We start from the raw sequence: 25,525 nt of genomic DNA, 5'->3' as shown, positions 1-25,525 counted from the left end.
AAAAAAAAATCCCGATAAATCGAGATTTCTTTTAGTGCTTATTTCTTTTTATTCTGACCTTTTGCGGCCTCTTGTTGCTCCATTACTTCCTGAAGACGTTGTTGAAATTTACTTTGCTTTTTAGGCTCTTTCAACTTGTTCTCCTGAATCTGAGCATGAATTTTATCTGTATCCACAATGTAGTTTTTAATTACAAACATAATTCCGATTGTAATTAAGTTAGAGATAAAGTTATACAAACTCAATCCTGCACCATAACTATTGAAGAAAATTAACATCATTAATGGTGAAACGTAAATCATGATTTTCATCATTTTCGCCATATCCGGCATACCTTCTTGTTGAGGAGCTGCCATTTGTTGGTCGCCCGAAGTCATTTTCATATAGAAGAAAATCGCAATTGCAGCCAAAATTGGAAACAAACTGATATGATCTCCATATAAAGGAATGTGAAATGGTAAGTTTACAACCGCATCAAAAGATGATAAATCGTCTGCCCAAAGGAAACTTTTTTGTCTTAACTCAAAAGCAGATGGGAAGAACTGGAATGACGCATACATAAACGGAAGCTGAATCAATGCCGGAATACATCCTGCCATTGGGTTCACCCCTGCTTTATTGTACAATTTCATCGTTTCCTGTTGTTTCTTCATTGGGTCTTTTTTGAATTTTTCTCCCAACTCTGTAATCTCCGGACGTAACACTTTCATCTTAGCCTGAGACAAAAATGACTTATAGGTAATTGGCGACATTGCCAATTTAATGATAATTGTAAAAATGATAATCGCAATTCCATAAGCAATATAAGAGCTTAAGAATCCGAATAATGGAATAAAAATCCATTGATTAATCCATCCGAAAATCCCCCATCCTAGTGGAATAATTTTTTCGAAGTTTTTATCATATGCTTTTAAAACTTTATAATCAGCTGGTCCAAAATACCAACTCATTTTATAATCCACTTCTCCATTAGAAAAAGCTAAAGGAACTGTTGCTTTAAATTGTTTGATAAAAGTCGTATCTATTTTTTCATCTTTTACTAAAGCATCAGATTGTAATTTAGATTTCTCAAATGGTTTATCAGTCGCCAAAATAGCCGTGAAAAAGTGTTGCTTAAACGCTACATAACTCACTTTTTCAGGAGTATCTTCTTTTGCTGTACCGTCGCTTACCGAACTGTATTTTTCATCTTCATATTCGTATTCAAGTTGCGCATAACGCTTCTCGATAGAAATACTTTTCTCGTTTCTGTATGATTTTAAATCCCAAACTAAATCTAATGGCTTAGACGAATTTAAAATTTTATTCAAACCTTGAGAACGAACATCAAAACCAACTAAATATTCGTTTGGTTTTAAAATATATTTGTATTCTAAAAATTCGTTCGCTCCAGCTTTCAAACGCATTGTTAAAATCTGATCTGCTCCAACTTTAGATAGTGTTGGCTCAAAAAACAAATCTTTCGAATTTAAAGTTCTGTTATCTGTTGTTTGTAACTGAATGTTTAAATTAGAATTATTATCTTTGATTAATTCCACTAATTGTTTTGAACCTTTTTGAAATTTTTCAAATTCTTTAAGAGTAGCTTCAACAATATAACCTCCTTTATTAGCGATTTTTAGTTTAATCTTCTCATTTTCGATTGTTGTAAAAGACTCCTTTGCAGAAGGAAGTGTCGCTGAGTAAGCAAAACCACCTAAGGTTTTTTGCAATTGTGCTAATTGAACTGTATCGCCCGGAGTTGTTGCTACAACTGGCAAAACTGCCGTTTTAGTTTTATCCGATTTAGCTTGAGCTTCTTGTTTCGCAACTAATTCTTTCTTGGCTTTTTCAGCAGCAATTTCCTTATCAGAAGGTTGATTTTGGTACATAATCCAAATCAAAATTCCAAATATCAATACAAAACCAATGATTGAATTAAGGTCAAATTTTTTTTCTTCCATTATAGTTTAAAAAAGGTTATTCGTTAAAGGCTATTTGTCTTGAGTTTAATCCAAACGTTACAACCTTACAGAATATTAATTATTGTTTCTTATGTGAATTTACAGCAGCAGCTACAAAGTTTACAAAAATCGGATGTGGATTGGCAACCGTACTTTTATATTCCGGATGGTATTGTACACCTATAAAAAACGGGTGATTTTCAAGTTCCACAATCTCCACTAAACCGGTATCGGGATTAACTCCTGAAGCCAATAAACCTGCTTTTTGTAATTCTTCAGCATATTTATTGTTGTACTCATAACGGTGACGGTGACGCTCTGAAATCGTTTTTTCTCCGTAAATTTTATGTGCAAGTGTATTTGGCTTAATATCACATTTCCAGGCTCCCAAACGCATTGTTCCACCTTTATCTGTAATTGTTTTTTGCTCTTCCATTAAATCTACAACAGGATGTGACGTTTTATCGTTCATCTCTGTAGAATTCGCATCTTTGTATCCTAAAATATTTCTTGAATATTCGATTACTGACATTTGCATACCTAAACAAATTCCGAAAAACGGAATATTATTTTCACGTACATAACGAACGGCTTCGATTTTTCCTTCTATACCTCTTTCTCCAAAACCAGGAGCAACTAAAACACCATCAAGATCTTTTAGTTTTTCTACAATATTGTCCGCATTAATGTGTTCTGAATGAATAGAAATTACATTTACTTTGGTTTCATTAGCAGCACCGGCATGAATGAACGCCTCTAAGATCGATTTGTAACAATCCTGCATTTCTACATATTTCCCAACCAAACCGATGTTTACGGTATGCTTTGGATTTTTTAATCTGCGTAAAAAAGTATTCCAGTTTTTAAGGTCCGGCAATGCTTTTTTAGGTAAATCTAATTTTTTCAAAGCCACTACATCTAATCCTTCTTCAAGCATTAAATTAGGCACTTCGTATATCGTTGAAGCATCAATAGACTGAATAACCGCTTCTTTTTTCACATTACAGAACAATGCCAATTTTTGACGTAGTTCCTGAGACAATTCATGCTCGGTTCTACAAACCAGGATATCGGCTTTGATACCACTCTCCATTAACGTTTTTACCGAGTGTTGCGTAGGTTTTGTCTTTAACTCCCCTGCAGCAGCTAAAAATGGAACTAATGTTAAGTGAATTACGATTCCGTTATTTTCACCTAATTCCCAAACCAACTGACGAACAGACTCTATATAAGGTAGTGATTCAATATCACCAACTGTTCCACCAATTTCAGTAATAACAATATCATAATCACCGGATTTGCCCAGTAATTGCATTCTGTCTTTGATTTCGTTGGTAATATGAGGAACAACCTGAACTGTTTTTCCTAAAAATTCTCCTCTTCTTTCTTTTTCAATAACCGAAAGATAGACTCTTCCTGTTGTCACATTATTCGCCTGAGAAGTAGGAACATTAAGAAAACGCTCATAATGACCTAAATCTAAATCGGTTTCAGCACCATCATCAGTCACATAACATTCCCCATGCTCATATGGATTTAACGTACCCGGATCCACATTAATATATGGATCAAATTTCTGAATAGTTGTACGATACCCTCTTCCTTGTAACAATTTTGCCAAAGATGCCGCGATAATTCCTTTTCCTAAAGATGAAGTCACACCACCTGTAACAAAAATATATTTTGTCTGATTCATTCTGTTGTTGTTTGTATTGTAGTTGTGTAAAAAACTTGGCAAAAGTACAAATTTAATTGGACATTTTGGCAAATAGCGAATGAGATAATTTGCAAATTTATAAACAGATCGTTTACTTGTTTCCGTAATCCCTAATTTTAGATGTTATAGCGACTTATTTTTGAATAATTTATTGGTCTCACTTAAATCCTACTTTGCTATAAATCTAAAATACGGAATAAGTAACCCTTATTTTTATTTAAAGTTAAAAACATTGCTCCTACCTATTCGGAAGAAATTCTATTCTAATTTATATCTCAAATTATCAAAGAAGCGTTCGATCAGTCTCCTGTCTTCTGTTATGATCTCGGCTGTTCCTTTAGCTTCAGCATGAAAATTTAATACAACATCATAATTCGTTTTTAATCCGTAGGGCAGATTTACATCAACCAGATAGGAACTCATTTTCTTTTGATTATCAGAAAGAACCTGCTGGTTTGTTGCAAGTGATATCCTTACCACCTTACCTTTAATCGAGCCATATTCATTATAAGGATAATTATTCAGTTTAATTATAACACTTTGTCCAATTTTCACTTTACCGGAGCCATTTTCAGGCAGATTAACCTGTCCTATTATTTGGTTATTATCTGGTACTATTTTAAATAATTCTTCTCCGGACTGAATATAATCGTTGTCTTTAAGAAAATTCAAAAAATCTACTTTTCCTTTTATCGGGGAAAGAAAAACATACGTCCGTTCCCATTTTTTTATGGCATCGATTAAATCATAATAGCTATTAAATAACCCAATAATCATTTCTCTTTCCTTAGCTGTTTTTTCAATTGCAATTACTTGTGATTTATTATGAGCTTCATTGATTTGATAATTTGTATTATTAATCTCTTTATCAATTGCTTTATAATCCAGCTCACTATTTGCTTTTGCTATAATTGAACGTTCTATATCTGCTTTGGAAGTGACATTTTTACTATATAGTGTCGAATCTTTATAAAAAAGACTCTGTGAAACTTCGTGTTTTATTTTTTGGCTTTTAAAATCATTTTTTAACTGCTCAAATTTCTTTGTCTGCAGCTCGAGTAATTTTTTATTAATTTGTTTTTGAACCTCATAAGGCTGTTGATTCGTGTAATCTAAATATTGATACAGCGCATTTAAAAAGTTATAGTATTTATTATTTATATCTCCTAAAGATAAATTTTCAGGAAATAAATGACGGTGTTTTTGAAAATCGACTTCATGAATATTTATATCATCAAGTGTGTTTTTCAACAGTTTGACATCGGCTAAATTGGCTTCATTTTTTATGTAGGCAATGTATTCTCCGGCATGTACATTAGCACCGGAAGCATGTTCTAACAATATAATATTCCCTTGAGTCGATGCAACTAATTTGACAGGCGCCTGTCTTGTATTTATCACAATTTGACCCATTAATACTTCCGGATATTTTATAAGCCAGCCAAAAAGCAACAATAGCAATACCAAACCTATAGCAACTGAGCTGATTAAAATTCCGAATTTAGTCGGCATTTTTTCAATAATCCAAGCTACCTCTTCGGTTCGATTTGAGTTTAGTGTTTTATGAAATCCTTTATTATCCATTTACAGTATCTCCTGTCTGTGTTTTAACCAATTCATAATAATGCCCACCTTCTTTTGTCATCAACATATCATGATTTCCAATTTCACTAATAAATCCATTTTTAAGCACTATAATCTGATCTGCTTTACGAATCGTACTCAAGCGATGTGCTACCACGATTACTGTTTTATTCTTAAAAATCTCTTCTAATGCTGTCACAATTTTTTGCTCATTTATAACATCCAGTGAATTTGTTGCCTCATCAAAAAACAAATAGTCGGGATCTTTGTACAAAGCTCTTGCAATCAGAACACGTTGCTTCTGTCCTCCACTTAAACCCCTGCCGTTTTCTCCCATCATCGTTTGATATCCTTTGGGCATAGCTTCTATTTCTGCTGCTATATTGGCTACCATTACCGCTTTTTTCAACCTTGCATAATCAATATTCTCATCGTCCAAGACAATGTTATTTTGAATCGTATCGCTAAAAATTTTGCCGTCCTGCATCACCGCTCCGCAACTTGCTCTCCATTGTTTTAGATTAACGTTCTGAATATTAAGATTCCCCATAGAAAGTTCACCATGGGTCGGTTTATACAATCTTAAAATAAGTTTCAACAAAGTGGTCTTACCGCTACCGCTATCTCCTACAATGGCAGTTACTTTTCCCTCCGGAATCAATATTGAAATATTCGTTAAGATATAAGGACTATTTCTACTGTACTGAAAACTAACATTTCGTAATAGCAAGCTTTTATCTTCCGGAAGCTTGATGCTGTTATTGGTTTCGTTTTCTTCTTCTTCCTCTAATTCGTGTATTTCGTTAAGCCTTAAAAAACTAATTTTTGCATATTGAGCAGATTGAACAAAAGAAATGAACTGCATAATCGGACCATTAAGCATCCCTATTATAAATTGTGTCGAAATCATTACACCAAATGTAATATCACCTTTTATCACTGCTTTTGCAGAATAAAATGTAATCATTAAATTGGTTAATTGATTAATAAATTGCGCTCCCAGATTTTGCGCATTGGTAATTCGCAGTATTTTTTGGTCAATCTTAAATAACTGAACTTGCAAAGCCTCCCATTTCCATCTTTTTTGCTTTTCGTAATTATTGATTTTTATATCCTGAATGCTTCCAATAGTTTCCACCCAGTAACTCTGATTTTTTGTGTGAACGTCAAAATACTCCCAATCCAGTTTTTTCCTGAATTTTAAAAAAAAGACCACCCAACCAATAAATAAAGTACTACCGATCAAATAAATCAAACACAAGACCGGACTGTAAACAAACAGAATGATTCCGAATATAAAAAAGGTGAGAATAGAGAAGATAAAGTTGAGCGAATTGTTCATTATAAAATCCCGAATACGCTCATGATCTTGCGCTCGTTGTAAAATATCTCCAATCAACTTATTCTCAAAAAAAGTAATAGGCAGTTTCATTAATTTTATCAGATAATCTGATATCAAAGAGATGTTTATTCGCGAAGTAAGATGCAGTAAAATCCAATCGCGAATCATGTTGCTCAATAAGATACTGACTATAATGGTAATATTGGCGATTAAAACAAGATCAATAAAATCTAAATCATTGGTCTGAATTCCAACATCGATAACCGATTTTGAAATAAAGGGCAAAAAAGCCTGTAGCAATGTCACTATAAGCATCACCACAAACAGGTTTACAAAACTCTTTTTGTAAGGTGTAAAGTACCCCAGAAAATTCTCTAACGTTTTTCTTCGTTCTAATTTATCACTTATAGAGCGTTGTTTAAAATCCGCCATGGGCTCTATGGCTAAAACAGCACCCACTTTTGATTCTTTTAACCAGTCTTCCTGAAAACTCTCGTAAGAATATTTACACAACCCTTTTGCGGGATCTGAAACATATACTTGTTTCTGTGTTATTTTATAAACCACAATAAAGTGACTCTCCTGCCAATGTACAATGCAAGGCAATGGAATTGTCTGCAAAACACTAAAATCTACTTTAACACTTTTAGTACGCAAACTAATTGCTTCACAAGCATCGCTAAGATCTAAAAAACTGACCCCTTCGCGCGTGATACCACATAAATCACGTAAAAAAGGCAGGCTATAAAACCTGCCATAATATTTTGCAATAATTTTTATACAGGCAGGACCACAATCTTTAGCATCGAGCTGAAACTCGTGGGGGAAATTAATCATAAGTGGTCTATTTTTTTAGCAGCTCGAATATCTCACCTTCACCTGTATCGTAACGTATTAAACCTTCTCTTTTATCCCAGTAAAAAGATTTTAGATAGTTATTACCAAAGTTTCTTGCATTGATACCGTCTTCAAAAACATACACATGTGTATACTTTTTTAAAGATGTTCTCAAGACAACCCAACTTTCTGTCGGTATAGGTTTTACTTGAACATCCGGATAAAATAGGCCAAAAACATTAAAAGTAGGAAAAGACTTTTTATTTATTTCGTCTTTACTAATTGATACTCCGCTAACAAAATAGGAATCATTGTGGCAAATTCTGGACTTAAAGTCAATATGCATCATATTGTATTGTAAATTACCTACTTCGTAACAATTACATTCTTTATTATCATATGTTTCATATTTATCCGCTACAAAAAGCGTGTCCAATTTCCCCAGATTGCTTTTAAAAATTATTTGCTGCCCCTTTTTGTAAGCCGAAAACCACTCTTTTTCGTCTTTAGATAAATGAGTTTTAGTACACTTGCAATTGCATGAACTTAATGTAGACGCTACAATAACAAATAACATAATTACTTTTTTCATCTCACTTTGATTTTATACCCAGTTCTATTGCCATTTCATTTACACCATGCCCTCCTGATGTTCTGGTTGGTGTAATATAGTGTTTTTGCCCTCCCGCTGTTGTTAGTCCCGGTATCACCATTTGCGCTATATTTAAAGGATCATTTGTCATAATATAAGAATGCGTATCTGACACGAACCCTATTCCTAAAAGTAAAGCTGTTGAATAACTCAATCCTGCCGCATTAATTGTGACAGCACTTCCTCCCGTAGCGCGGGCATTGGCTTCTGCCATACCTCCGCCTAAAGAATGCCCTGAAAAAGATAATGCATCACCAAACAGAGCCTTTAATGCCTTTGCATTATCCACAGATTCTTTATATTGCAGAGAAATCCCCGCTGTTTGTAAGACGTCCGCAGCATAATCTCCTATCTCAGGTTCTGTACCAGCAGTTACATAACAATATTCTTTTTTACCAGCTGTAATTCTTTCATATAATTGTGATTTAAAACCTGAGGAAGGATCATTATACTTAATACCTTTTACTTCATTGGAAACTTTCCATCCGAAAAGCTTATCAGGCCCAACCGTGTCCTTACCACCATAAACTGATTTCGATAGTAATGCCGCTTCTAAAGGTGAAGGTTTTGAAGAACTGCCATGTATAGGCATTACATACCAAGACGCATTTGAATTTGTCGTATTGGTTGTACTTGTGCTTCTTGGACCATTGGAAAGATTAATTTGCAATGTCATATTATCAATTACAGTACCTTGTTTTATTGTACTTGGCCCTTTGTAATAATTCACTACAGTAACATTATCTAATCGTGTGCCCGGCAATTGAATATTATACTGAATAAAATTTTGCTGCTGTCCGCTTGCCGTTTTTTCGTTATTTACGAAGGCATTTACTTGATTCGCATTTACAATCCCATTATTTGCGCGAATAAATTGAAAATAACGATCAATAGCAATTGCACTTGTAGTACTTAGATTGCCTTGAGCATTGACAAACCAATCATTATTATAATTGGTATTAGAAGTAGAAGAATTTAAATTATTTGTTCCTGAACCAGAATTTGTACCAGTCCCTGAATTAGAGTAATTCCCGCCAAAGGAAGCATTACCATAACTGCCTAATTGAGAAAAATTGTTAGCACTCCCGCTAACAAAACCTCCTTGGCCAAAACCTGTCAAGCCAAAACCACCGTTTCCTCCAATATTATCCGCTTCACCGGGAGCTTCCTGATCGTTAGTATACTTTATAGGTCCTCCTCCCAAAATTCCCTTTGCTTCATCTGCCTCTAACATTCCTGTAATGTCAGAAAATTTCATTTTTTTAAGATTTTTCATAATAGAGATATTTCAATATTTATCCAAATATATAAAATATTTCTTACAAATAATAAAATTTATGTAAAATTTTTGTAGTCTTTATATTTCAAAAAACCACTCTTTTATGTATCAGAAAATCACTTTTAAAACCTTGATAATCTTCCTCCTTCTCATTATAATGAAGTTTTTACGAATAAGACTGTTACCAAAAAGAAACAATTGTTCAATTATTATTTTTCTATAACAGCCTGTTTTATTTATTTTTCACAACGCTATCGCTACAAAGTAAAATCAAGGCATAAATTAGCCGCTTCACATAAGCAAAATCGTGGTATATTAATTCCGTTAAAAAAACTTCGATAATTGAAAAACAAATACAAGTGTAGCTCTAACAGCTAACCCAAAAACTACTTCAAAGGCTTAGGATACTGCTTTTTGATATTACGGATCAACTCTTCTAATCCGTTTAGTTTTAGTTCATAGATCAGTTGAAGTTGTTGTCCTAGCTCTCCTTTCGGGAAACCTTTATTTTGATACCAAACAACATAATACTCGGGTAAGTCTATTAAGTAACGTCCTTCGTATTTCCCGAAAGGCATTTTGGTATGGGCTAATTTTATGAGAAGTTTACTGTCTTGTTGCATTTTTTTTAGAAAAAAGAAGCAAGAAAAAAAGAATAGACTCATTCTCTTTTCTTGCTTCTAATTATGCAAAGTTACTTTTATTTTTTATTTTTTTTGCCACAGATTTAAAGGATTAAAATGATTTTTTTTTTTAAATCTGCAAGAATCCTTTAATCTGTGGCAAAAAAAAAAGCCACGAATCACGCCAATTATCCCGAAAATAAATTCGCGAAAATTCGTGTAATTCGTGGCCAAAACTTTTTTTAACTCAGAACCTTAGCAGCTCAGAATCTTAGCACCTTCTACCTAGTAATGCCATCTCACAAACGCTTCCATCGCCGCATAAGTCGCTAAACCTAATTGCTGATACAAAGCTGCTGTTTCGTGATTTCGGTCTTCGGCTCTTTGCCAAAATTCTCTGGCATCGGTTCCCTGAAAAACAACACCGTCTTTTTGAGATTGGTGTTTGAAGATTCCATGGCGTTTTGCCAAAACCTGATCCGGGCTCATAGGCACTGCCATTTCTACTTCGTCAATACCCCATTCCTGCCAAGCACCACGGTACAACCATAACCAACAGTCGTCCATAAATGATTTTGGTTTTAAGGCTTTCACGGCTTCAAAAATAGCATCTAAACATACTTTGTGTGTTCCGTGTGGATCTGCTAAATCTCCTGCAGCATATATTTGATGTGGTTTAATTTTTTCAATTAAATCCATCGTCAATTGAATGTCTTCTTGTCCGATTGGTTTTTTCTCAATGGTACCTGTTTCATAAAATGGAAGCTCCATAAAATGAATTTGATCGTCTGTTAAACCAACAAAATGACTTGTTGCTCTTGCTTCTCCTTTTCTGATTAGTCCTTTGATATAACGCACTTCAGGGATATCAATTTCGCTGTTCTTTTTATTTTTTAAGAAGTTAACTGCTTTTTCATAAATCGCATCCGCTTCCGGACTTTTGATTCCGAATTTCTCATTGTAATCAATTACGAAACTTGCAAAACGCAAGGCTTCATCATCGGCAACGGCAATATTTCCTGAAGTCTGGTACGCTACGTGCACTTCATGCCCTTGCTCTTGCAAACGCATAAACGTTCCTCCCATACTGATAATATCATCATCAGGGTGTGGACTGAAAAGCAATACACGTTTTCTGGCTGGCTCCGCTCTTTCAGGACGATTAGCATCGTCTGCATTTGGTTTCCCACCTGGCCAACCTGTAATTGTATTTTGTAATTTATTGAATATCTTAATATTAATGTCGTAAGCAGGACCTGAATCGGCCAATAAATCACTCATGCCGTTTTCGATATAATCGGCATCGGTAAGCATTAAAATTGGTTTTTTAAGATCAAGTGCCAATCCTAAAACGGCTTTACGGATTAATTTATCACTCCAGGTTACTTTTTCAACCAACCAAGGTCTGTTGATTCGGGTTAGTTTTGAAGATGCTTCTTTGTCTAAAACAAAAACAGCATTATTGTGTTCCTGTAAAAACGAAGCCGGAATCTGATTGGTCACCTCATCTTCAACCGATTTTTTGATCACATTGGATTTTCCTTCTCCCCAAGCCATCAAAATAACTTGTTTGGCCTCCATGATTTTTTTAACTCCAAGTGTAATTGCAGTTCTTGGCGTATTACTCAATCCGGAAAAATCTTTACTTGCGGCAACTCTTGTAATATGGTCTAAAGCTACCAAACGCGTTTTGGAGTTTTGAAGAGAACCGGATTCATTAAAACCAATATGTCCGTTTCCTCCAATTCCAAGAATTTGTAAATCGATTCCACCTAAGGCTTCAATTTTAGCTTCGTAATCATGGCAGTAATCTGCAATTTGTTCTTTGGTTAAAAGTCCATCGGGAACGTGGAAGTTTTCAGGTAAAATATCGACATGGTCAAACAGTAATTCTTTCATAAAACGAACATAACTGTTGATAGAATTGGGTTCCATTGGATAATATTCATCCAAATTAAAACTAATTACGTTTTTAAAACTCAAACCTTCCTCTTTATGAAGACGTACTAACTCTGCATACAATCCTTTTGGAGAAGAACCGGTTGCCAGACCTAAAATACAAGGTTTGTTTTCTTTTTGTTTGGATTGAATTAAAGCTGCAATTTCCTGAGCAACCGCCTTAGAAGCCTCATTAGAATTTTCAAAAACTACTGTATTGATGTTTTCAAATCGTTTTTCGAAGCCTGTTGCTTTGTCTATTTTACTTTTTAACATGATATATATCTTTTTTTATTCCTGATTCTAAATCTTCCAACTTCTGTATTTATGACCTTTTATTGCATAAAAAAGAATCATTAAATACGAAGGCAATAATATTAAATAAGCAATTTGATTCCCGCTTTTTGAAGTTAACGCTACTCCATTTTCAATATTTGATGTATTTACGTGCTCCACAATCATCCCATAAAACAGAGGAAAAACAGCACCACCAATAATTCCCATAATCAAAATTGCACTTGCAATTTTAGTATAACCTCCTAAATCCTGAAGAGCCATCGGCCAAATTGCCGGCCAGCAAAGTGCATTTGCCAATCCAAGTAAGGCTACCAAAAGAATTACAATCGGTAAATTTGGAATTCCGGGCAACTGAATCATTAACTTTGGAGAGATTAATACAATCGCTAAAACCAAAATTAAACCTAAAAATCCCGAAGCTTTTAAAGCTGTAACCTGCGAAAGATATTTTGGAATTAATGTGATTCCCAATACATAACCCACTACCATAAATGACATAGTGAATGAGGTTAATTTCAAATAAAAGTTCCCTTCATCGCCATAAACTCCTAATTGTTTTCCGAAACCACCTATTGAATCACCGGCCAAAACTTCCGCTGATATGTACAGCATCAAAGTTACAACACCTAAAACCAATTGCGGGTACTTAAATGCGTTTTTTATTTGCTGAAAAATACTCAAATTTGTTACATTTCCGTCTTCATCCAAATCAATCTCAGGAAGCGGAGAAAACTTAACCAACAACGCTAAAACCATAATGATCAACCCCATATAAAGATAAGGTCTTTGCAATTGCAGTGCAAGTGAATTTAAAGCAGCTGTTTTTGATGCTTCATCCAACAACGCAATCTTATCGGCAGTAAAATCCTGCATGTTTGATAAAACCAAGGCTGTTAATACAATCGGAGCCACAAATCCGGCCAGTTTGTTTGCAATTCCCAGAACACTTATTCTTGCCGCAGCACTTTCACGAGGACCTATAACGACAACATACGGATTAGAGGCAGTTTGCAAAACAGCTAAGCCTGTTCCCATCACAAATAATGCAATTAAAAACAGCAAAAAAGTACGGCTTGACGCAGCGGGATAAAACATAAATGCGCCGGCTGCAATGATCAATAATCCTAAAGAAATACCATTCTTATACCCTACTTTTTCGATAATCCAAGAGGATGGAATTGCCATCACAAAATAGGCAATATAAAAAGCAAAAGTCACAAAATAAGCTTGTGAAGAGGATAACTCACAGGCCAATTCGAAAAATGGAATTAAAGGCCCGTTAAGCCAGGTAACAAAACCCAGAATAAAAAACAATAAGGTTAAAATAACCATCGGAATAACCGGATTCCCTCTCTCTAAACGGACTGCATTTTCAATGTTTGACATACTATTTTTGGTTGATTGTTAAAAAGATTTTGATTTCAAATCTAAAGTAGAATCAACACTAAATTACTTATTGCGGTTTTTACGCAAATGTTTTGCATTTTTTTTGCAAAACAAAAGTAATACAATAAGTTGGTCTTATTCCTAATTCAGATATGAAAATTTTGTTAATTTTTTGTTTCCCAATTTAGGTCAGGGTAATATTTCTGAAGGTATTCCTTTACATCTGCAATATCTTCTTTTGCAGTTAAATCAGGTACATGCTCAGAAAATGCGATACCAATTGTTGTACCGGGGTTTTCTTTAACAGAGTTCAAAAGTACCGTTGGCAATTCTTTCTCGTCTCTTTCGGGATGAACCGGACAGTTTTTAAGATGCGTATATAAGGTTGCACCATTAAATTTAAAAGCATTCATGCTCACTCTGATTTTCCCGTCAATATCTTTATATTCTTCTAAAACATCAGCCGTAGGTTTTTCTAAAATATCCAACAATTGATTGTTTTTATCCAGTTTGGCGATCGCAAAACGTGAAATTCGTTCTATTGGAAACGCCAAAGCATCACGATCGTAACTAATAAAAGCATTTGGACTTTCGGTTTCACGAAGTGCCAATAAAGCGGCAGCTGAATACAGGTTATCACTGTTACAAACGGAATACTGTTGTGTATTTAGTTCCGGATATTGCTCAACAGCCTGAAACAAAGCATCAGCAGTACCAAACGGTTTTTCTCTTCCTTCCGGAATATACTGTACAGCGAATGAGATGTTGAGTCCATGAAAATCATTGTTCTTCATTTCACTTCCGTAAAACTCTTTAAACAAACCTCCCTGTTCTCCAATAATAATGTAAATATTTTGGTACCCTGCTTTTTTTGCATTCAACAAAAGATAATCCAACAGCGGTCTTCCACTGGCTCCTACTCCGATTAAACCTTTACTTCTTTCGTTTGCCTGTGCTATTTCTTCCGGCGATAAATTAGTGGTAATCGCTTCTTTTTTCATGCGGGAAGAAGCTCCTCCGGCAAGAATAACTAAATTGTTGTGCATCTTATTTTTTTAAATTTCAATATTTTCTAAAATTCTTACGCCAGCATCTACATTTACAGCGTAAGCCTCCTCTGCTCCGGCTTTTAAAATGGCCTCTATAACCAGATTTTCCACTTTAGGATCGGCAATAACTACAATACTTCCGCCACCGCCTGAACCAACGATTTTGGCTCCGTATGCACCCGCTTTCAAAGCTGCATTTACCATGTCGTCAATTCTTGGAACAGTAATTTTCAATAAATCACGCAAAACGGCATGATGATCATTCATTAAAGAGCCTATTTTTTTAAGATCCAAAACGGGTTTTTCGAACTCTTTTAAGGCTTCTTTGGTATAGTGATAATTTTTAATCGCCGCTTCAAAAAACGGAATTAACCGATCGGGAAGACAATTTCTGTATCGGTCTATATCTTCAATTTCAGCAGTATATAAATCAAAATCGGGAAAATTTTGCTTTACCACATCAATAGCCATTAAAGCATTCCCTTTTAAGTCCCCTAACAAACCGATGGTCTCTTTTGGAACCCCGGAAACTCCGGTAATCAGACCTTTTAATTCAGCCCCGATAACTTTATAAGAAAAAGGATCTTTTGTATTGATATACACTATATTGCCAACACCAATGCTAAAATGATCCATCATTCCACCCGGCTCTCTGTGCTCCAATACTTCTGATTCGTATCCGATTTTTGAGATAAACTCAGGAGTAACCTCATCATCAACTCCGAAAGCTGCAATTAAAAAACGAATCCAAGCCATCAACAAAGCCGATGAACTTGACGTTCCCGAATTGATCGGAATATCTCCTGTTATCGTGATATCGTAACCAACTGTTGGTATACAGCCGTATCTGCGCAAGACCCGCAGCGAGGAAGCAAAATAATCACGTGGTTCCAACGTCGTAAAAGCGGCATCTATAGCAATCACTCTAACTTCGTCAATATCAACCATATTAAGAACAAATGTTTCTCTACCGTTTTGTTCTGCCGTTAGGCTAATTTTTCTATTGATGGCGCAGGCTATAACAGGTAATCCTAAATAATCCTGATGGTCTCCAAAAAGACATGTTCTTCCTGGTGCTGATGATATGATTCTTTTCACTTACATATATGATATTAAAATACTGAATTTCAAAAAAATACAGTATTACTTGATTATAAATTCGGCTCTGATTTCGGGTTTTGATTCTACGAAACTATAGATTATTTTTTGATAAAACAAGAAAAAACAAAAAAATGTGCTCGAACACACTTAAAAATGTTCTCGAGCACATTTTAATATTTCCTTAAACTATATACTCAAATAATTAAATCAAATTTATATATTTGCTAATATGGATAAGAAATACACTATTAAGGATATTGCAAACATGGCCGGAGTTTCTAAAGGAACTGTTGATCGTGTATTACACAAAAGAGGAAAGGTCTCTCCTGCAGCACTTGAAAAGATAAACGAAGTCTTAAAGGTAATTGACTATGAACCCAACCTTATTGCGAGAAATTTAAAAAATAATAAAATTTATCGCATCTGTGTTTTACTACCTGATCCTAAAATAGATTCCTATTGGCTTCCGTGCGTAAACGGAATCCAGGATGCGGTAAAGGAGTACAAAGCTTACAATGTCAATATCACTATCCATTATTTTAATCCGGAAAGCAAAAAATCATTTATCAATACCAATGATGTGGTAGTCAAAATTGCACCTGAAGCGGTTTTGATAGCCCCCCTATTTCACAAAGAAACTTTAGAAGCTGTAAAACAATATGATGAGTTAAACATCATGGTCAATACGTTTAACAACCAGGTGGAGTCTGATACCATTAAAAGTTTTGTCGGACAGGATTTATACAAAAGCGGTCGTGTTGCGGCCAGTTTAATGAATTTGATTTTAGAAGACGGTCATATCGCGATTGTGCATATTGATGAGAGTCTAAAAAATGCCGTTCACATGCAGGAAAAGGAAAAAGGTTTCCGGAATTATTTTGATGAAAAAAAACTAACCAACTTTTCCTTAACCACTTTAAAATTAAAACATGCGAATGTAGAAAGTAAGTTTTTAAATTTCACAGAAGAACATCCTAATCTGAAAGGAATTTTTATCACCACTTCCAAAGCTTACGAAATTGCTTCGATACTCGCCGAACAAAAGAATAAAAAAATTGCCTTAATCGGATACGATTTAGTTGAAAAAAATGTCAGCTTCTTAAATCAGGGATTGGTTCATTTTTTAATTCATCAAAATCAAAAGAGACAAGCCTATTTAGGTGTAAGCACCTTAGTAGAACATTTTTTATACAGCAAAGAAATCCCTGAAACGGTGTTACTACCAATTGACATTATCAATGTTGAAAATGCCGGTTTTTATATTTCATAAAAAATACCTGATGTTAAGTTTTAAACCATATAAGTAATGTAAGTTCATTTTAGCTATACCTACATTTTCTTAAATATTGTTATGCGCAAAATTTAAAACCGTATTAACATCGTACTTCTTTTTTTTGTCATTTCGAGCGAAGTCGAGAAATCGCACCAGGTGTTCCGCTTCTATTTTCCACAATTTTGTCACACTGAGGAACGAAATATCTTCATAAGTAATTCCGTAAAGTGAAGCTCAACGCTATCGATTCAGCAAACGTAGATCCTTCGTTCCTCAGGATGACAAACTGGACGGAGTTTCTTGCGTGATTTCTCGACTTCGCTCGAAATGACAGAAGTTGTGGGGTAATGTAAGTTCATTTTAGCAGTATCTACATTTTCTTAAATATTGTTACGCACAAAATTTAAAACCATATTAACATCGTACTTCTGTTTTTTTGTCATTTCGAAGAATGAGAAATCGCACTAAGTGCTCCGCTTCTATTTTCCACAATTTTGTCATACTGAGGAACGAAGGATCTTCACAAGTAATTCTTCCATAAACTGAAGTTCAACGCTATCGATTCAGCAAACGTAGATCCTTCGTTCCTCAGGATGACAAACTGTATGGAGTTTCTCGCTTGATTACGCCTCCTCAGGATGACAAACTGTGCGGAGTTTCTTGTGTGATTTCTCATTCTTCGAGATGACAGAAGTTATGGGGTAATGTAAGTTCATTTTAGCAGTATCTACATTTTCTTAAATACTGTTACGTGCAAAATTTAAAACCATAATAACATCGTACTTCTGTTTTTTTGTCATTTCGAAGAATGAGAAATCACACTAAGTGCTCCGCTTCTATTTTCCACAATTTTGTCACACTGAGAAACGAGCTGTCTTCACAAGTAATTCCGTAAAGTAAATTTCAACGCTATCGATTCAGCAAACGTAGATCCTTCGTTCCTCAGGATGACAAACTGTATGGAGTTTCTCCCTTGATTACGCCTCCTCAGGATGACAAACTGTGCGGAGTTTCTTGTGTGATTTCTCATTCTTCGAAATGACAGAAGTTGCGTGGTAATGTAAGTTCATTTTAGCAGTATCTACATTTTCTTAAATATTGTTACGCGCAAAATTTAAAACCATAATAACATCGTACTTCTGTTTTTTTGTCATTTCGAAGAATGAGAAATCACACTAAGTGCTCCGCTTCTATTTTCCACAATTTTGTCACACTGAGGAACGAAGTATCTTCATAAGTAATTCCGTAAAGTGAAGCTCAACGGTATCGATTCAGCAAACATAGATCCTTCGTTCCTCAGGATGACAAACTGTATGGAGTTTCTCGCTTGATTACGCCTCCTCAGTATGACAAACTGTACGGAGTTTCTGGTGCGATTTCTCGACTTCGCTCGAAATGACAGAAGTTGTGGGGTAATGTAAGTTCATTTAAGCAATACTTCTGCTTTCTTAAACACTTATATGGTTTAATAAAAAACAAAGGCTCTTCACCACCCTAAATCAACACATCCTCTTTCATTATCTTACACTTTACATTTCACACTACACATTCTACATTTCACATCACTTCAACTTCATCTCTTTAAAAGAATATTAAAATCCAGTAAACTCCTTAGAAATTTTCTATTCTTTTTTTGCCAAAACCACTTGATATTCTTCCAAAACCTTAATTCTTAATTTTTTGTTAATTTTTACTTTTCTAAAAATTGAAAATAGCATCAAAAATGATCCCTTATTTATATCAATTCCAATATAGTTTTCTAAACTAGAAATTTAAACGCAAAAAAGCTTTTTTGAAACCCCTTTTTTGCAAAAACATAAGCCTCTTTATCGTGTATAACACAAGACTACATAATATAAAATATTCAGCATTTTCACACAAATACCAATTATACAACAAGTTATAATGATTTAGCATTAGAAATACTCAAACTAATAAATCTTTTTAAAATCAAAACATTTTATACAAATCGCATCATTTTAAGTTAATAATTACAATTTACAACTATTTATGTGTTCGAGAACATTAATTTAATGTGTTCGAGCACATTTTTCGTGTTTTTTCTTGTTTAATAAAAATATAATCTATAATTTCGTTAGGTACTATTCTTAAAATTAAGTTAATAGGTGAAATTTTTAAAGCGTTTTATAAGGTTTAAAGCAAGTAAAATGGATTAAGTAAACCAACATTAAGGTTGAAAAATGAAGCAGTGATTTATTGAAAAAAAAGATTCGATTAAAGAATACCATATTATTCCCAATCAGAAAAGAAATCCAAAACCTACAAATATTAAAAACAGATTATTAATTAACCAAACTCGATTAAAGTATGAAATTTTTAACCCAAAAAAAGCCTAGAGATTTTCGGATTAACATTCTATCCGGTAAAAAGGTCAAATTAACAGTTCTCTCGCTATTAGTTTTTACGTTTCAGGCTTCGGCTGCTTCTTTATTGCATACGACGTACAAAAATAATACTGGGTTGTTTTTTGAAAAAACGGTAAAAGGAAAAGTAACGGACCAAAACGGACTTCCTTTACCAGGTGCAAATGTTCTCGCGAAAGGCTCCAAAACTGGTGTACAAACCGATGTTGATGGGACTTTTACTATTACAATTGCAGATAACGTGACTAAACTTATTGTGTCTTATATCGGTATGGAAGACCAAGAAGTAACAATTGAAGGTAGTTACCTAAAAATCGTAATGAAAGAAACCGGTCAAAAATTAGATGAAGTTGTTGTTATCGGGTACGGAAAACAAAAGAAAAAAGATCTTACGGGTTCTATAAGTTCGATTAGCAAAGACAATTTAAACTTAGGCGGAACCGTAACAAATGTCGGTCAGGCCTTGCAAGGTCGTGCTTCCGGAGTACAAGTACAACAAAACAGTTATGCACCGGGAACTTCACCTTCCATCATAATCAGAGGTGGGAATTCTATTAATTCATCTAATACTCCACTATATGTAGTAGACGGATTTATCACCAGCACTGGTGCTTCTATTAGTCCAAATGATATTGAAACTATTCAGGTTCTTAAAGACGCTTCTGCCACTGCCATCTATGGTTCCAGAGGCGGAAATGGTGTAATCATGATTACCACCAAAAAAGGGAAATCAGGGAAAATGCAAATTGAAGCGGAGATCTCCGATGGTTTTCAAAACATTATAAAAGAACCTTCTTTACTAAACGGGCAACAATATGCGTCTATTCAGAATGCACTTGCAAAAGAAAATGGCAGACCGCCTGTTTTCCCGGTAAGTTTTCCGATTACAAATACCAATTGGTTTGACGCAGCGACACGCCCCGGCGAAGTAATTAACAGAACCATTACTTTTAGCGGAAGCGATAAGACCTCTAAGTTTTTTCTTTCAGGAAATTATCTAAAACAAACCGGAGCATTAGAAAATACGGATTTTAAAAGATACACCGTAAGAATAGGCGCTGAAAAAAAATTCAACGAAAAATTAAATGTAGGGACAAATGTTTATGGAGCTGCCAGCGAAGGAAACAACAGTGACTTTGGAGATAATATTTTAGCTCCGTTATTTTCCATTCAAACTGCACCACCTTCTGTTCCTATTTACAATCCCGATGGCTCATACTATAAGTTTCAGGGAAAAGATAATGCGTTAGCACTATTATTAGAACCTACAGATCATACGATTAACCGATTGGTAAACGGGAATATGTTTGCAGATTATGAAATTATCAAGAATCTGACCTTTCATTTTGGAGCGGGTGCAGAATGGCAGGAAAACATTCAGGGAAAATATACTCCTCGTACATTGGTAGCCGGAGCAGCATTAAAAGGTTCGGGATCTGAAGAAAACAAAACCTATTTCAGATGGAGCACCGATCAGTATTTGACTTATAAATTTGATATAAAAGAACATAGTATAACTGCAATGATCGGAACTTCAAACCAAAAAGACACTTATGAGCGTATAAAAGCGTCCGGTACGGGTTTCCCCAGCGATGAACTAACCTATTACAATCTTGCGAGCGCATCCGTCTATTTAAAACCTGAAACGGAGAAAACAGAAACGAAGCTAACTTCTTTTTTTGGAAGGCTAAATTATTCTTTTTCAGATAAATATTTAGTTGCATTTACTTTAAGACGTGACGGTTCTTCCCGATTTGGCCCAAACAATAAATATGGAACCTTCCCATCCGGTGCTATCGCCTGGAAAGTTTCAAATGAATCTTTTATGAAGAATCAAAACGTCTTTTCTGAACTAAAATTCAGAGCCAGTTATGGTGTTACCGGAAGTGACGGTATAGGAGACTACAGATACCTTTTTAAATTAAATCCATGGGGTGTAACATTAGCGCCGGGTAACTTTGTTAGCGGTAACGAACCAGCTAATCTACCCAATATTGATTTAAAATGGGAACAACAAACGCAATTCAATTTAGGTCTGGATATGGGATTTTTTAACGATAAATTGACTGCTACTATTGATGTATACAGAAAAAGATCTACCGATGCCTTGCTGGATGTTCCTGTTGGAAGATGGTGGGGTTTTGGTTCCTATCTAATTAACTCAGGGGTTGTTGATAATAAAGGGATTGAACTGGGGCTTAGCAGTCAGAATTTTAAAACAGATACTTTTATGTGGACAACGTCACTAAATATTGCCTACAATAAACAGGAAGTGGTGTCTCTGGCCGACAATGTTAATATTATCAGTAACAATACTTCCAACCCAAGTGGTACAGTTTCCGGACAAGAATTTACCCGATTAGAACCTGGAAAAGAATTGGGAGTACTTTACGGATATCGCTATGCAGGCGTAATAAAAACAGGAGAAACCTATGCGCCGCAACCTCTTTCTGTACCGGGAGATCCAAAATACGTGGATATAGACGGAGACGGAACCATTACAGCCAAAGACAGAACTTATTTGGGTAATTCTAACCCTCATTATACTGCAGGTATTAACAACGATTTTAAATATGGAAATTTTGATATGAATATTTTCTTTCAAGGTGCTTTCGATTATTCTGTCTACAATATGACAGCAATGGTAGGAGAATCAACTACCAGTACAGATGCTTTAAACCGTTGGGTAGCAAATACAAACGAAAATACAGATATTCCAAGAGACGGTTATTACAAAAGTAAATACGGTAGTTATGTCAATTCAAAATTCGTTGAAGAGGCCTCTTACCTTCGTTTGAAAAATGTTACGATCGGCTATACTATTCCGGAGAGCACACTAAAACAAGTCAAATTTATTGACAATATCAGATTGTATGCTATCGGTCAGAACTTAGTGACTTTTACAAAATACTCCGGAAATGATCCAGAGGTAAACGGGCATTTTGTTGCGGATAATACTACAAAACAAAACTTAGGTGGCGGAATTGACTTCAACTCTTTTCCGGCTTCCAGAACGTTTATTTTAGGTATTAAAATCACCATTCATTAGTCTAAAGTCGTTTTTTAATAACATTAAATTTATTAAAATGAAAAAATATACTATCCTTTTACTTTTACTTACCGCAGGAGCACAGTTTTCGTGCAATGAAGATCTTGATCCTACGGTTTATAGTAATTTGACCAATATCAATGGTTATAAGACAAAGTCGGATGCCATCGCTGCTGTTAACTCGATTTATGGCAGACTAAAAGGCCCTTCTGTATCTGATAACTTTTCGTACTGGGCAACACGACATTTTGCTCTGACAGATATTGCAACAGATTTAGGACATTGCCAGTATGGTGGAGATCCCGGACAGTTGTCATTAGGCACCTGGAATTCAACAAACGGATTACTTTCAGAAGATTGGAACGCCATGTACAAATTGATTTCCAATGCCAATACTGCTATTTTCTATATCAATCAAATGCAGGAAGTTTCAAGTTCAGATAAAACACAATTTATAGCCGAAGCCCGATTTCTAAGAGCTTCCGCTTATATGGACTTGACAGATTCCTGGGGACCTGTAATTTTAATTACGGAAGCTGATTTAGCTAATCCGGATTACTTAGCGCAAACCCCGCCAACATCTGTTGAGGCAATTGATGCTTTTCTGATCAAAGAACTCAACGATGCTGCTGCTGTACTTCCTGTAAATTATCAGGACAATCCTATCTATGGTGGTAATGATGTAGGACGCGCTACAAAAGGTGCTGCTCTAACTTTATTAGCAAAATTGTATTTGCGTGCCCACGACTGGCAAAAAGTCGCTACGCTTACACAACAAGTAATGAACTTAGGTCAATACAGTCTTTATCCTAGTTATTCAGGATTGTTTAAAGAAAGTAACAAATGGTGCAGCGAAAACATTTTTTCTTCTCTTAGCGATGCCAATACAAACGGAACGGAGTTATTGAACCATTTTGGACCAATTGATCATCCTGTTGTTGAAAACAGATGGCAGTATTATACGGTAAACTGGGATTTTTACAACACCTTTGGTAATGAAGATGACAGAAAACAATGCTTTTTTCCAGAATTTATGGGAACAGATAAATTGCTGCACAAACAAGCGCCATCTTTGGGGGCAGAGCCACCGGCGGGTGTATTTTACATGCCCGATGTATCGACCAGAAAATATGCTGATGATGAAACTACCACCTATTATGACGGTCACAGTGTCAACATTTTACGTTATGCCGATGTATTGTTAAGCAGAGCCGAAGCACTAAACGAGATTAGCGGCCCGACCATTGAAGCTATAGATCTTATCAATCAGGTGAAAGGAAGATCTCATGCCAAATTATTGGTTTTAGCAGATTACAATCAAAGTACTTTGAGAGATGCTATTCTGCAAGAAAGAGGATGGGAACTTTTCTATGAAGGTAAACGCCGTCAGGATTTAATCCGAATGAATAAATTCGACGTTCTTGTAAATGCCTATCACCTCAGAGTTGGAGAAACGGCACAAATCAAAATGCCACAAAATAAATATTATACCTATCCGCAAAGCCAGGTTGATCTAAACCCCAATTTAAGCAATGCTAATAGATAAATAAGAGCAGGAAAATCAGGAGTAGACAACGTTTTCAGCGTTGTCTGTTCCCGATTTCATACAAAAGAAGTACCTTTCTGTTTCACAAAAGAAGCTTTTCCTATGATCAAAAAATTAATTGTAAAATGGAGTTTTATTTTGGTATTACTTGTATTGGCAAGCTGTTCCAAAAATCAGAATCGCATTCTAAATATTGCCATTGGAACTCATAGCAACAACGAATTGAAGATTCAGATCGATGTTACTACGAGTGACGACCTTTCGGTTTATGCAGAATATTGGGCTGATACAAAAGGAATTAAAAACAAAGTAGCTACTCCAATTTCAAAAACAGGACTTTCACATTCTTTGATACTTTGTAGCGTTAGTCCCGAAACTAGTTATAGTTTTCAGGTGGTTACGGTTGCAGACGGAGAAAAAAAGACAAGCAAAATATATCATTTTAAAACCAGAAAATTACCCGAATGGTTACAAAAACAATTTAAAGCCAATTTTCAGAAACCGGAACTTTTGCCTCAAAATTTCAAAAAAGGTTTTCTGCTAATGGGCAAAAGAGAAACGCCGGGTACCGCTTATATTGTTGATTATAAAGGTAATTTGAGATGGTATCATACCGTAGAAGGAACCGGTTTTAAAGTCACTCATTTTACTAAAGACCAAAGCATTATAGCTATTTTAGGAAAAAACAATGAACCGACAAGCTACGGAAGTGAAATTCTGGAAATCAATTTACAGGGAGACACTTTAACACATATTAAAAAAGGACAAGGTGATTTTAAACAAGTCATTCATCATGAAATTATCAAAAAATCGACTAATGAAATTGTAACCTTGTTTGTTGATGAAAGAATAATCGATTTAACGGCTATTGGTGGCAAAAAACGTGATACAATCAATGGAGATGGTATTCTTATTTTGAATAAAAAAGGAAAACAGCTTTGGAAATGGAGTGTTTTTGACGACTTAGATCCAATGAAAGATAAAGCATTATTGAAAACCAAAAAAGACTGGATGCACGCCAACAGTCTGAATTATGATAAAGATGGAAACTTTCTGATCTCTTTTTACAATAACGGTCAAATTTGGAAAGTAGATGCCAAAACCGGAAAAGTGATCTGGAAATTAGGAAAAGGTGGTACATTATCGCAAAAAGAAAATTCTAGTTTCTCGCAAGCACATGCCGCACACATTAATCCCGAAGGCAGTCTACTCTTTTTTGATAATGGTGTTGATAAAAAACAATCCTCGGTATTTGCTTTGAAAATAAATGAAAAAGATAATTCCGCGCAATTGGATTTTCAGATCAAATTGCCCAAAGAAATTTATAATGACAGAATGGGAAGTGCTTATATGATTGATAAAGAAACGCTATTGTGCTGTTGTTCAAAAAGACATATAACGGTTCTGACGAATAAAAAAGGAGTTTTACTTTGGGCTTTAGAGTCCGAAATTCCTCCTTATCGCGTTGAGTTTATTCCGGAAGAAAAATTAAAACCGTTTCTTTTCAATTAAAAAAAACTTTAGT

15 protein-coding genes are annotated in these 25,525 nt (G+C 35.0%); 4 read left to right on the top strand and 11 right to left on the bottom strand.

Annotated elements, in window-relative coordinates; all coding sequences use genetic code 11:
* Positions 1 to 38: 38 nt before the first annotated feature.
* From yidC to LNP23_RS12465, 11 genes are all read right to left on the bottom strand, one after another.
* Positions 39 to 1,943 carry a membrane protein insertase YidC gene (gene yidC / locus LNP23_RS12515; protein ID WP_230001338.1) on the bottom strand — a complete coding sequence of 635 codons (1,905 nt, stop codon included), beginning with the start codon at positions 1,941 to 1,943 and terminating at the stop codon, positions 39 to 41.
* Between the two features lie 79 nt (positions 1,944 to 2,022).
* On the bottom strand, positions 2,023 to 3,639 hold the full coding sequence (gene pyrG / locus LNP23_RS12510; protein WP_047778817.1) for a CTP synthase: 1,617 nt from the start codon (positions 3,637 to 3,639) through the stop codon (positions 2,023 to 2,025).
* 279 nt (positions 3,640 to 3,918) lie between these two features.
* Complete coding sequence (locus LNP23_RS12505) at positions 3,919 to 5,244, bottom strand: beta-barrel domain-containing protein (protein ID WP_230001336.1); 1,326 nt, start codon at positions 5,242 to 5,244, stop codon at positions 3,919 to 3,921.
* On the bottom strand, positions 5,237 to 7,423 hold the full coding sequence (locus LNP23_RS12500) for a peptidase domain-containing ABC transporter (protein ID WP_230001334.1): 2,187 nt from the start codon (positions 7,421 to 7,423) through the stop codon (positions 5,237 to 5,239). The genes LNP23_RS12505 and LNP23_RS12500 overlap by 8 nt, the downstream gene beginning before the upstream one ends.
* Before the next feature lie 7 nt (positions 7,424 to 7,430).
* Positions 7,431 to 8,015: a hypothetical protein gene (locus LNP23_RS12495; protein ID WP_230001332.1), complete on the bottom strand. Its 585-nt coding sequence runs from the start codon at positions 8,013 to 8,015 to the stop codon at positions 7,431 to 7,433.
* A gap of 1 nt (position 8,016) precedes the next feature.
* Positions 8,017 to 9,351, bottom strand: a complete 1,335-nt coding sequence (locus LNP23_RS12490; RefSeq protein WP_230001330.1) for a Tle-like phospholipase domain-containing protein — start codon at positions 9,349 to 9,351, stop codon at positions 8,017 to 8,019.
* Between the two features lie 389 nt (positions 9,352 to 9,740).
* A complete protein-coding gene (locus tag LNP23_RS12485; protein WP_047778819.1) occupies positions 9,741 to 9,977 on the bottom strand; it encodes a DUF3820 family protein in 237 nt (78 codons plus the stop codon).
* Positions 9,978 to 10,262: 285 nt separating this feature from the next.
* Positions 10,263 to 12,191 carry a glucosamine-6-phosphate deaminase gene (gene nagB / locus LNP23_RS12480; RefSeq protein WP_230001328.1) on the bottom strand — a complete coding sequence of 643 codons (1,929 nt, stop codon included), beginning with the start codon at positions 12,189 to 12,191 and terminating at the stop codon, positions 10,263 to 10,265.
* A gap of 27 nt (positions 12,192 to 12,218) precedes the next feature.
* Positions 12,219 to 13,598 (bottom strand): sugar MFS transporter, encoded by a 1,380-nt coding sequence (locus LNP23_RS12475; protein ID WP_230001326.1) that lies wholly within the window; start codon positions 13,596 to 13,598, stop codon positions 12,219 to 12,221.
* 164 nt (positions 13,599 to 13,762) lie between these two features.
* A complete protein-coding gene (locus LNP23_RS12470; RefSeq protein WP_230001319.1) occupies positions 13,763 to 14,644 on the bottom strand; it encodes a sugar phosphate nucleotidyltransferase in 882 nt (293 codons plus the stop codon).
* A gap of 9 nt (positions 14,645 to 14,653) precedes the next feature.
* Positions 14,654 to 15,745: a mevalonate kinase family protein gene (locus LNP23_RS12465; protein WP_230001317.1), complete on the bottom strand. Its 1,092-nt coding sequence runs from the start codon at positions 15,743 to 15,745 to the stop codon at positions 14,654 to 14,656.
* Positions 15,746 to 15,977: 232 nt separating this feature from the next.
* On the opposite strand from LNP23_RS12465, the gene LNP23_RS12460 reads away from it, so the two are divergent.
* The 4 genes from LNP23_RS12460 to LNP23_RS12445 all read left to right on the top strand — a co-directional run bounded on the left by LNP23_RS12460 (position 15,978) and on the right by LNP23_RS12445 (position 25,512).
* On the top strand, positions 15,978 to 17,018 hold the full coding sequence (locus LNP23_RS12460) for a LacI family DNA-binding transcriptional regulator (protein ID WP_047779123.1): 1,041 nt from the start codon (positions 15,978 to 15,980) through the stop codon (positions 17,016 to 17,018).
* A 2,331-nt stretch (positions 17,019 to 19,349) separates the two neighbouring features.
* Positions 19,350 to 22,454: a SusC/RagA family TonB-linked outer membrane protein gene (locus LNP23_RS12455; RefSeq protein ID WP_230001309.1), complete on the top strand. Its 3,105-nt coding sequence runs from the start codon at positions 19,350 to 19,352 to the stop codon at positions 22,452 to 22,454.
* 37 nt (positions 22,455 to 22,491) lie between these two features.
* Positions 22,492 to 24,000, top strand: coding sequence for a RagB/SusD family nutrient uptake outer membrane protein (locus LNP23_RS12450; RefSeq protein ID WP_230001307.1), 1,509 nt, complete (start codon positions 22,492 to 22,494; stop codon positions 23,998 to 24,000).
* Positions 24,001 to 24,102: 102 nt separating this feature from the next.
* Complete coding sequence (locus LNP23_RS12445; RefSeq protein WP_230001305.1) at positions 24,103 to 25,512, top strand: aryl-sulfate sulfotransferase; 1,410 nt, start codon at positions 24,103 to 24,105, stop codon at positions 25,510 to 25,512.
* Positions 25,513 to 25,525 lie beyond the last annotated feature (13 nt).

Origin of the sequence: Flavobacterium cupriresistens (genome assembly GCF_020911925.1) — a bacterium.
Lineage (GTDB): Bacteria > Bacteroidota > Bacteroidia > Flavobacteriales > Flavobacteriaceae > Flavobacterium > Flavobacterium cupriresistens.
Note: the sequence above shows the minus strand (reverse complement) of the source record. Positions and strands in the feature narration are given on the sequence as shown.

Coding starts and splice junctions, on each gene's coding strand:
- LNP23_RS12470 (WP_230001319.1), bottom strand. CDS start 14,644: ATGCACAACAATTTAGTTATTCTTGCCGGAGGAGCTTCTTCCCGCATG.
- LNP23_RS12485 (WP_047778819.1), bottom strand. CDS start 9,977: ATGCAACAAGACAGTAAACTTCTCATAAAATTAGCCCATACCAAAATG.
- LNP23_RS12500 (WP_230001334.1), bottom strand. CDS start 7,423: ATGATTAATTTCCCCCACGAGTTTCAGCTCGATGCTAAAGATTGTGGT.
- LNP23_RS12450 (WP_230001307.1), top strand. CDS start 22,492: ATGAAAAAATATACTATCCTTTTACTTTTACTTACCGCAGGAGCACAG.
- LNP23_RS12455 (WP_230001309.1), top strand. CDS start 19,350: ATGAAATTTTTAACCCAAAAAAAGCCTAGAGATTTTCGGATTAACATT.
- LNP23_RS12495 (WP_230001332.1), bottom strand. CDS start 8,015: ATGAAAAAAGTAATTATGTTATTTGTTATTGTAGCGTCTACATTAAGT.
- LNP23_RS12475 (WP_230001326.1), bottom strand. CDS start 13,598: ATGTCAAACATTGAAAATGCAGTCCGTTTAGAGAGAGGGAATCCGGTT.
- LNP23_RS12490 (WP_230001330.1), bottom strand. CDS start 9,351: ATGAAAAATCTTAAAAAAATGAAATTTTCTGACATTACAGGAATGTTA.
- LNP23_RS12505 (WP_230001336.1), bottom strand. CDS start 5,244: ATGGATAATAAAGGATTTCATAAAACACTAAACTCAAATCGAACCGAA.
- LNP23_RS12445 (WP_230001305.1), top strand. CDS start 24,103: ATGATCAAAAAATTAATTGTAAAATGGAGTTTTATTTTGGTATTACTT.
- pyrG (WP_047778817.1), bottom strand. CDS start 3,639: ATGAATCAGACAAAATATATTTTTGTTACAGGTGGTGTGACTTCATCT.
- LNP23_RS12460 (WP_047779123.1), top strand. CDS start 15,978: ATGGATAAGAAATACACTATTAAGGATATTGCAAACATGGCCGGAGTT.
- yidC (WP_230001338.1), bottom strand. CDS start 1,943: ATGGAAGAAAAAAAATTTGACCTTAATTCAATCATTGGTTTTGTATTG.
- nagB (WP_230001328.1), bottom strand. CDS start 12,191: ATGTTAAAAAGTAAAATAGACAAAGCAACAGGCTTCGAAAAACGATTT.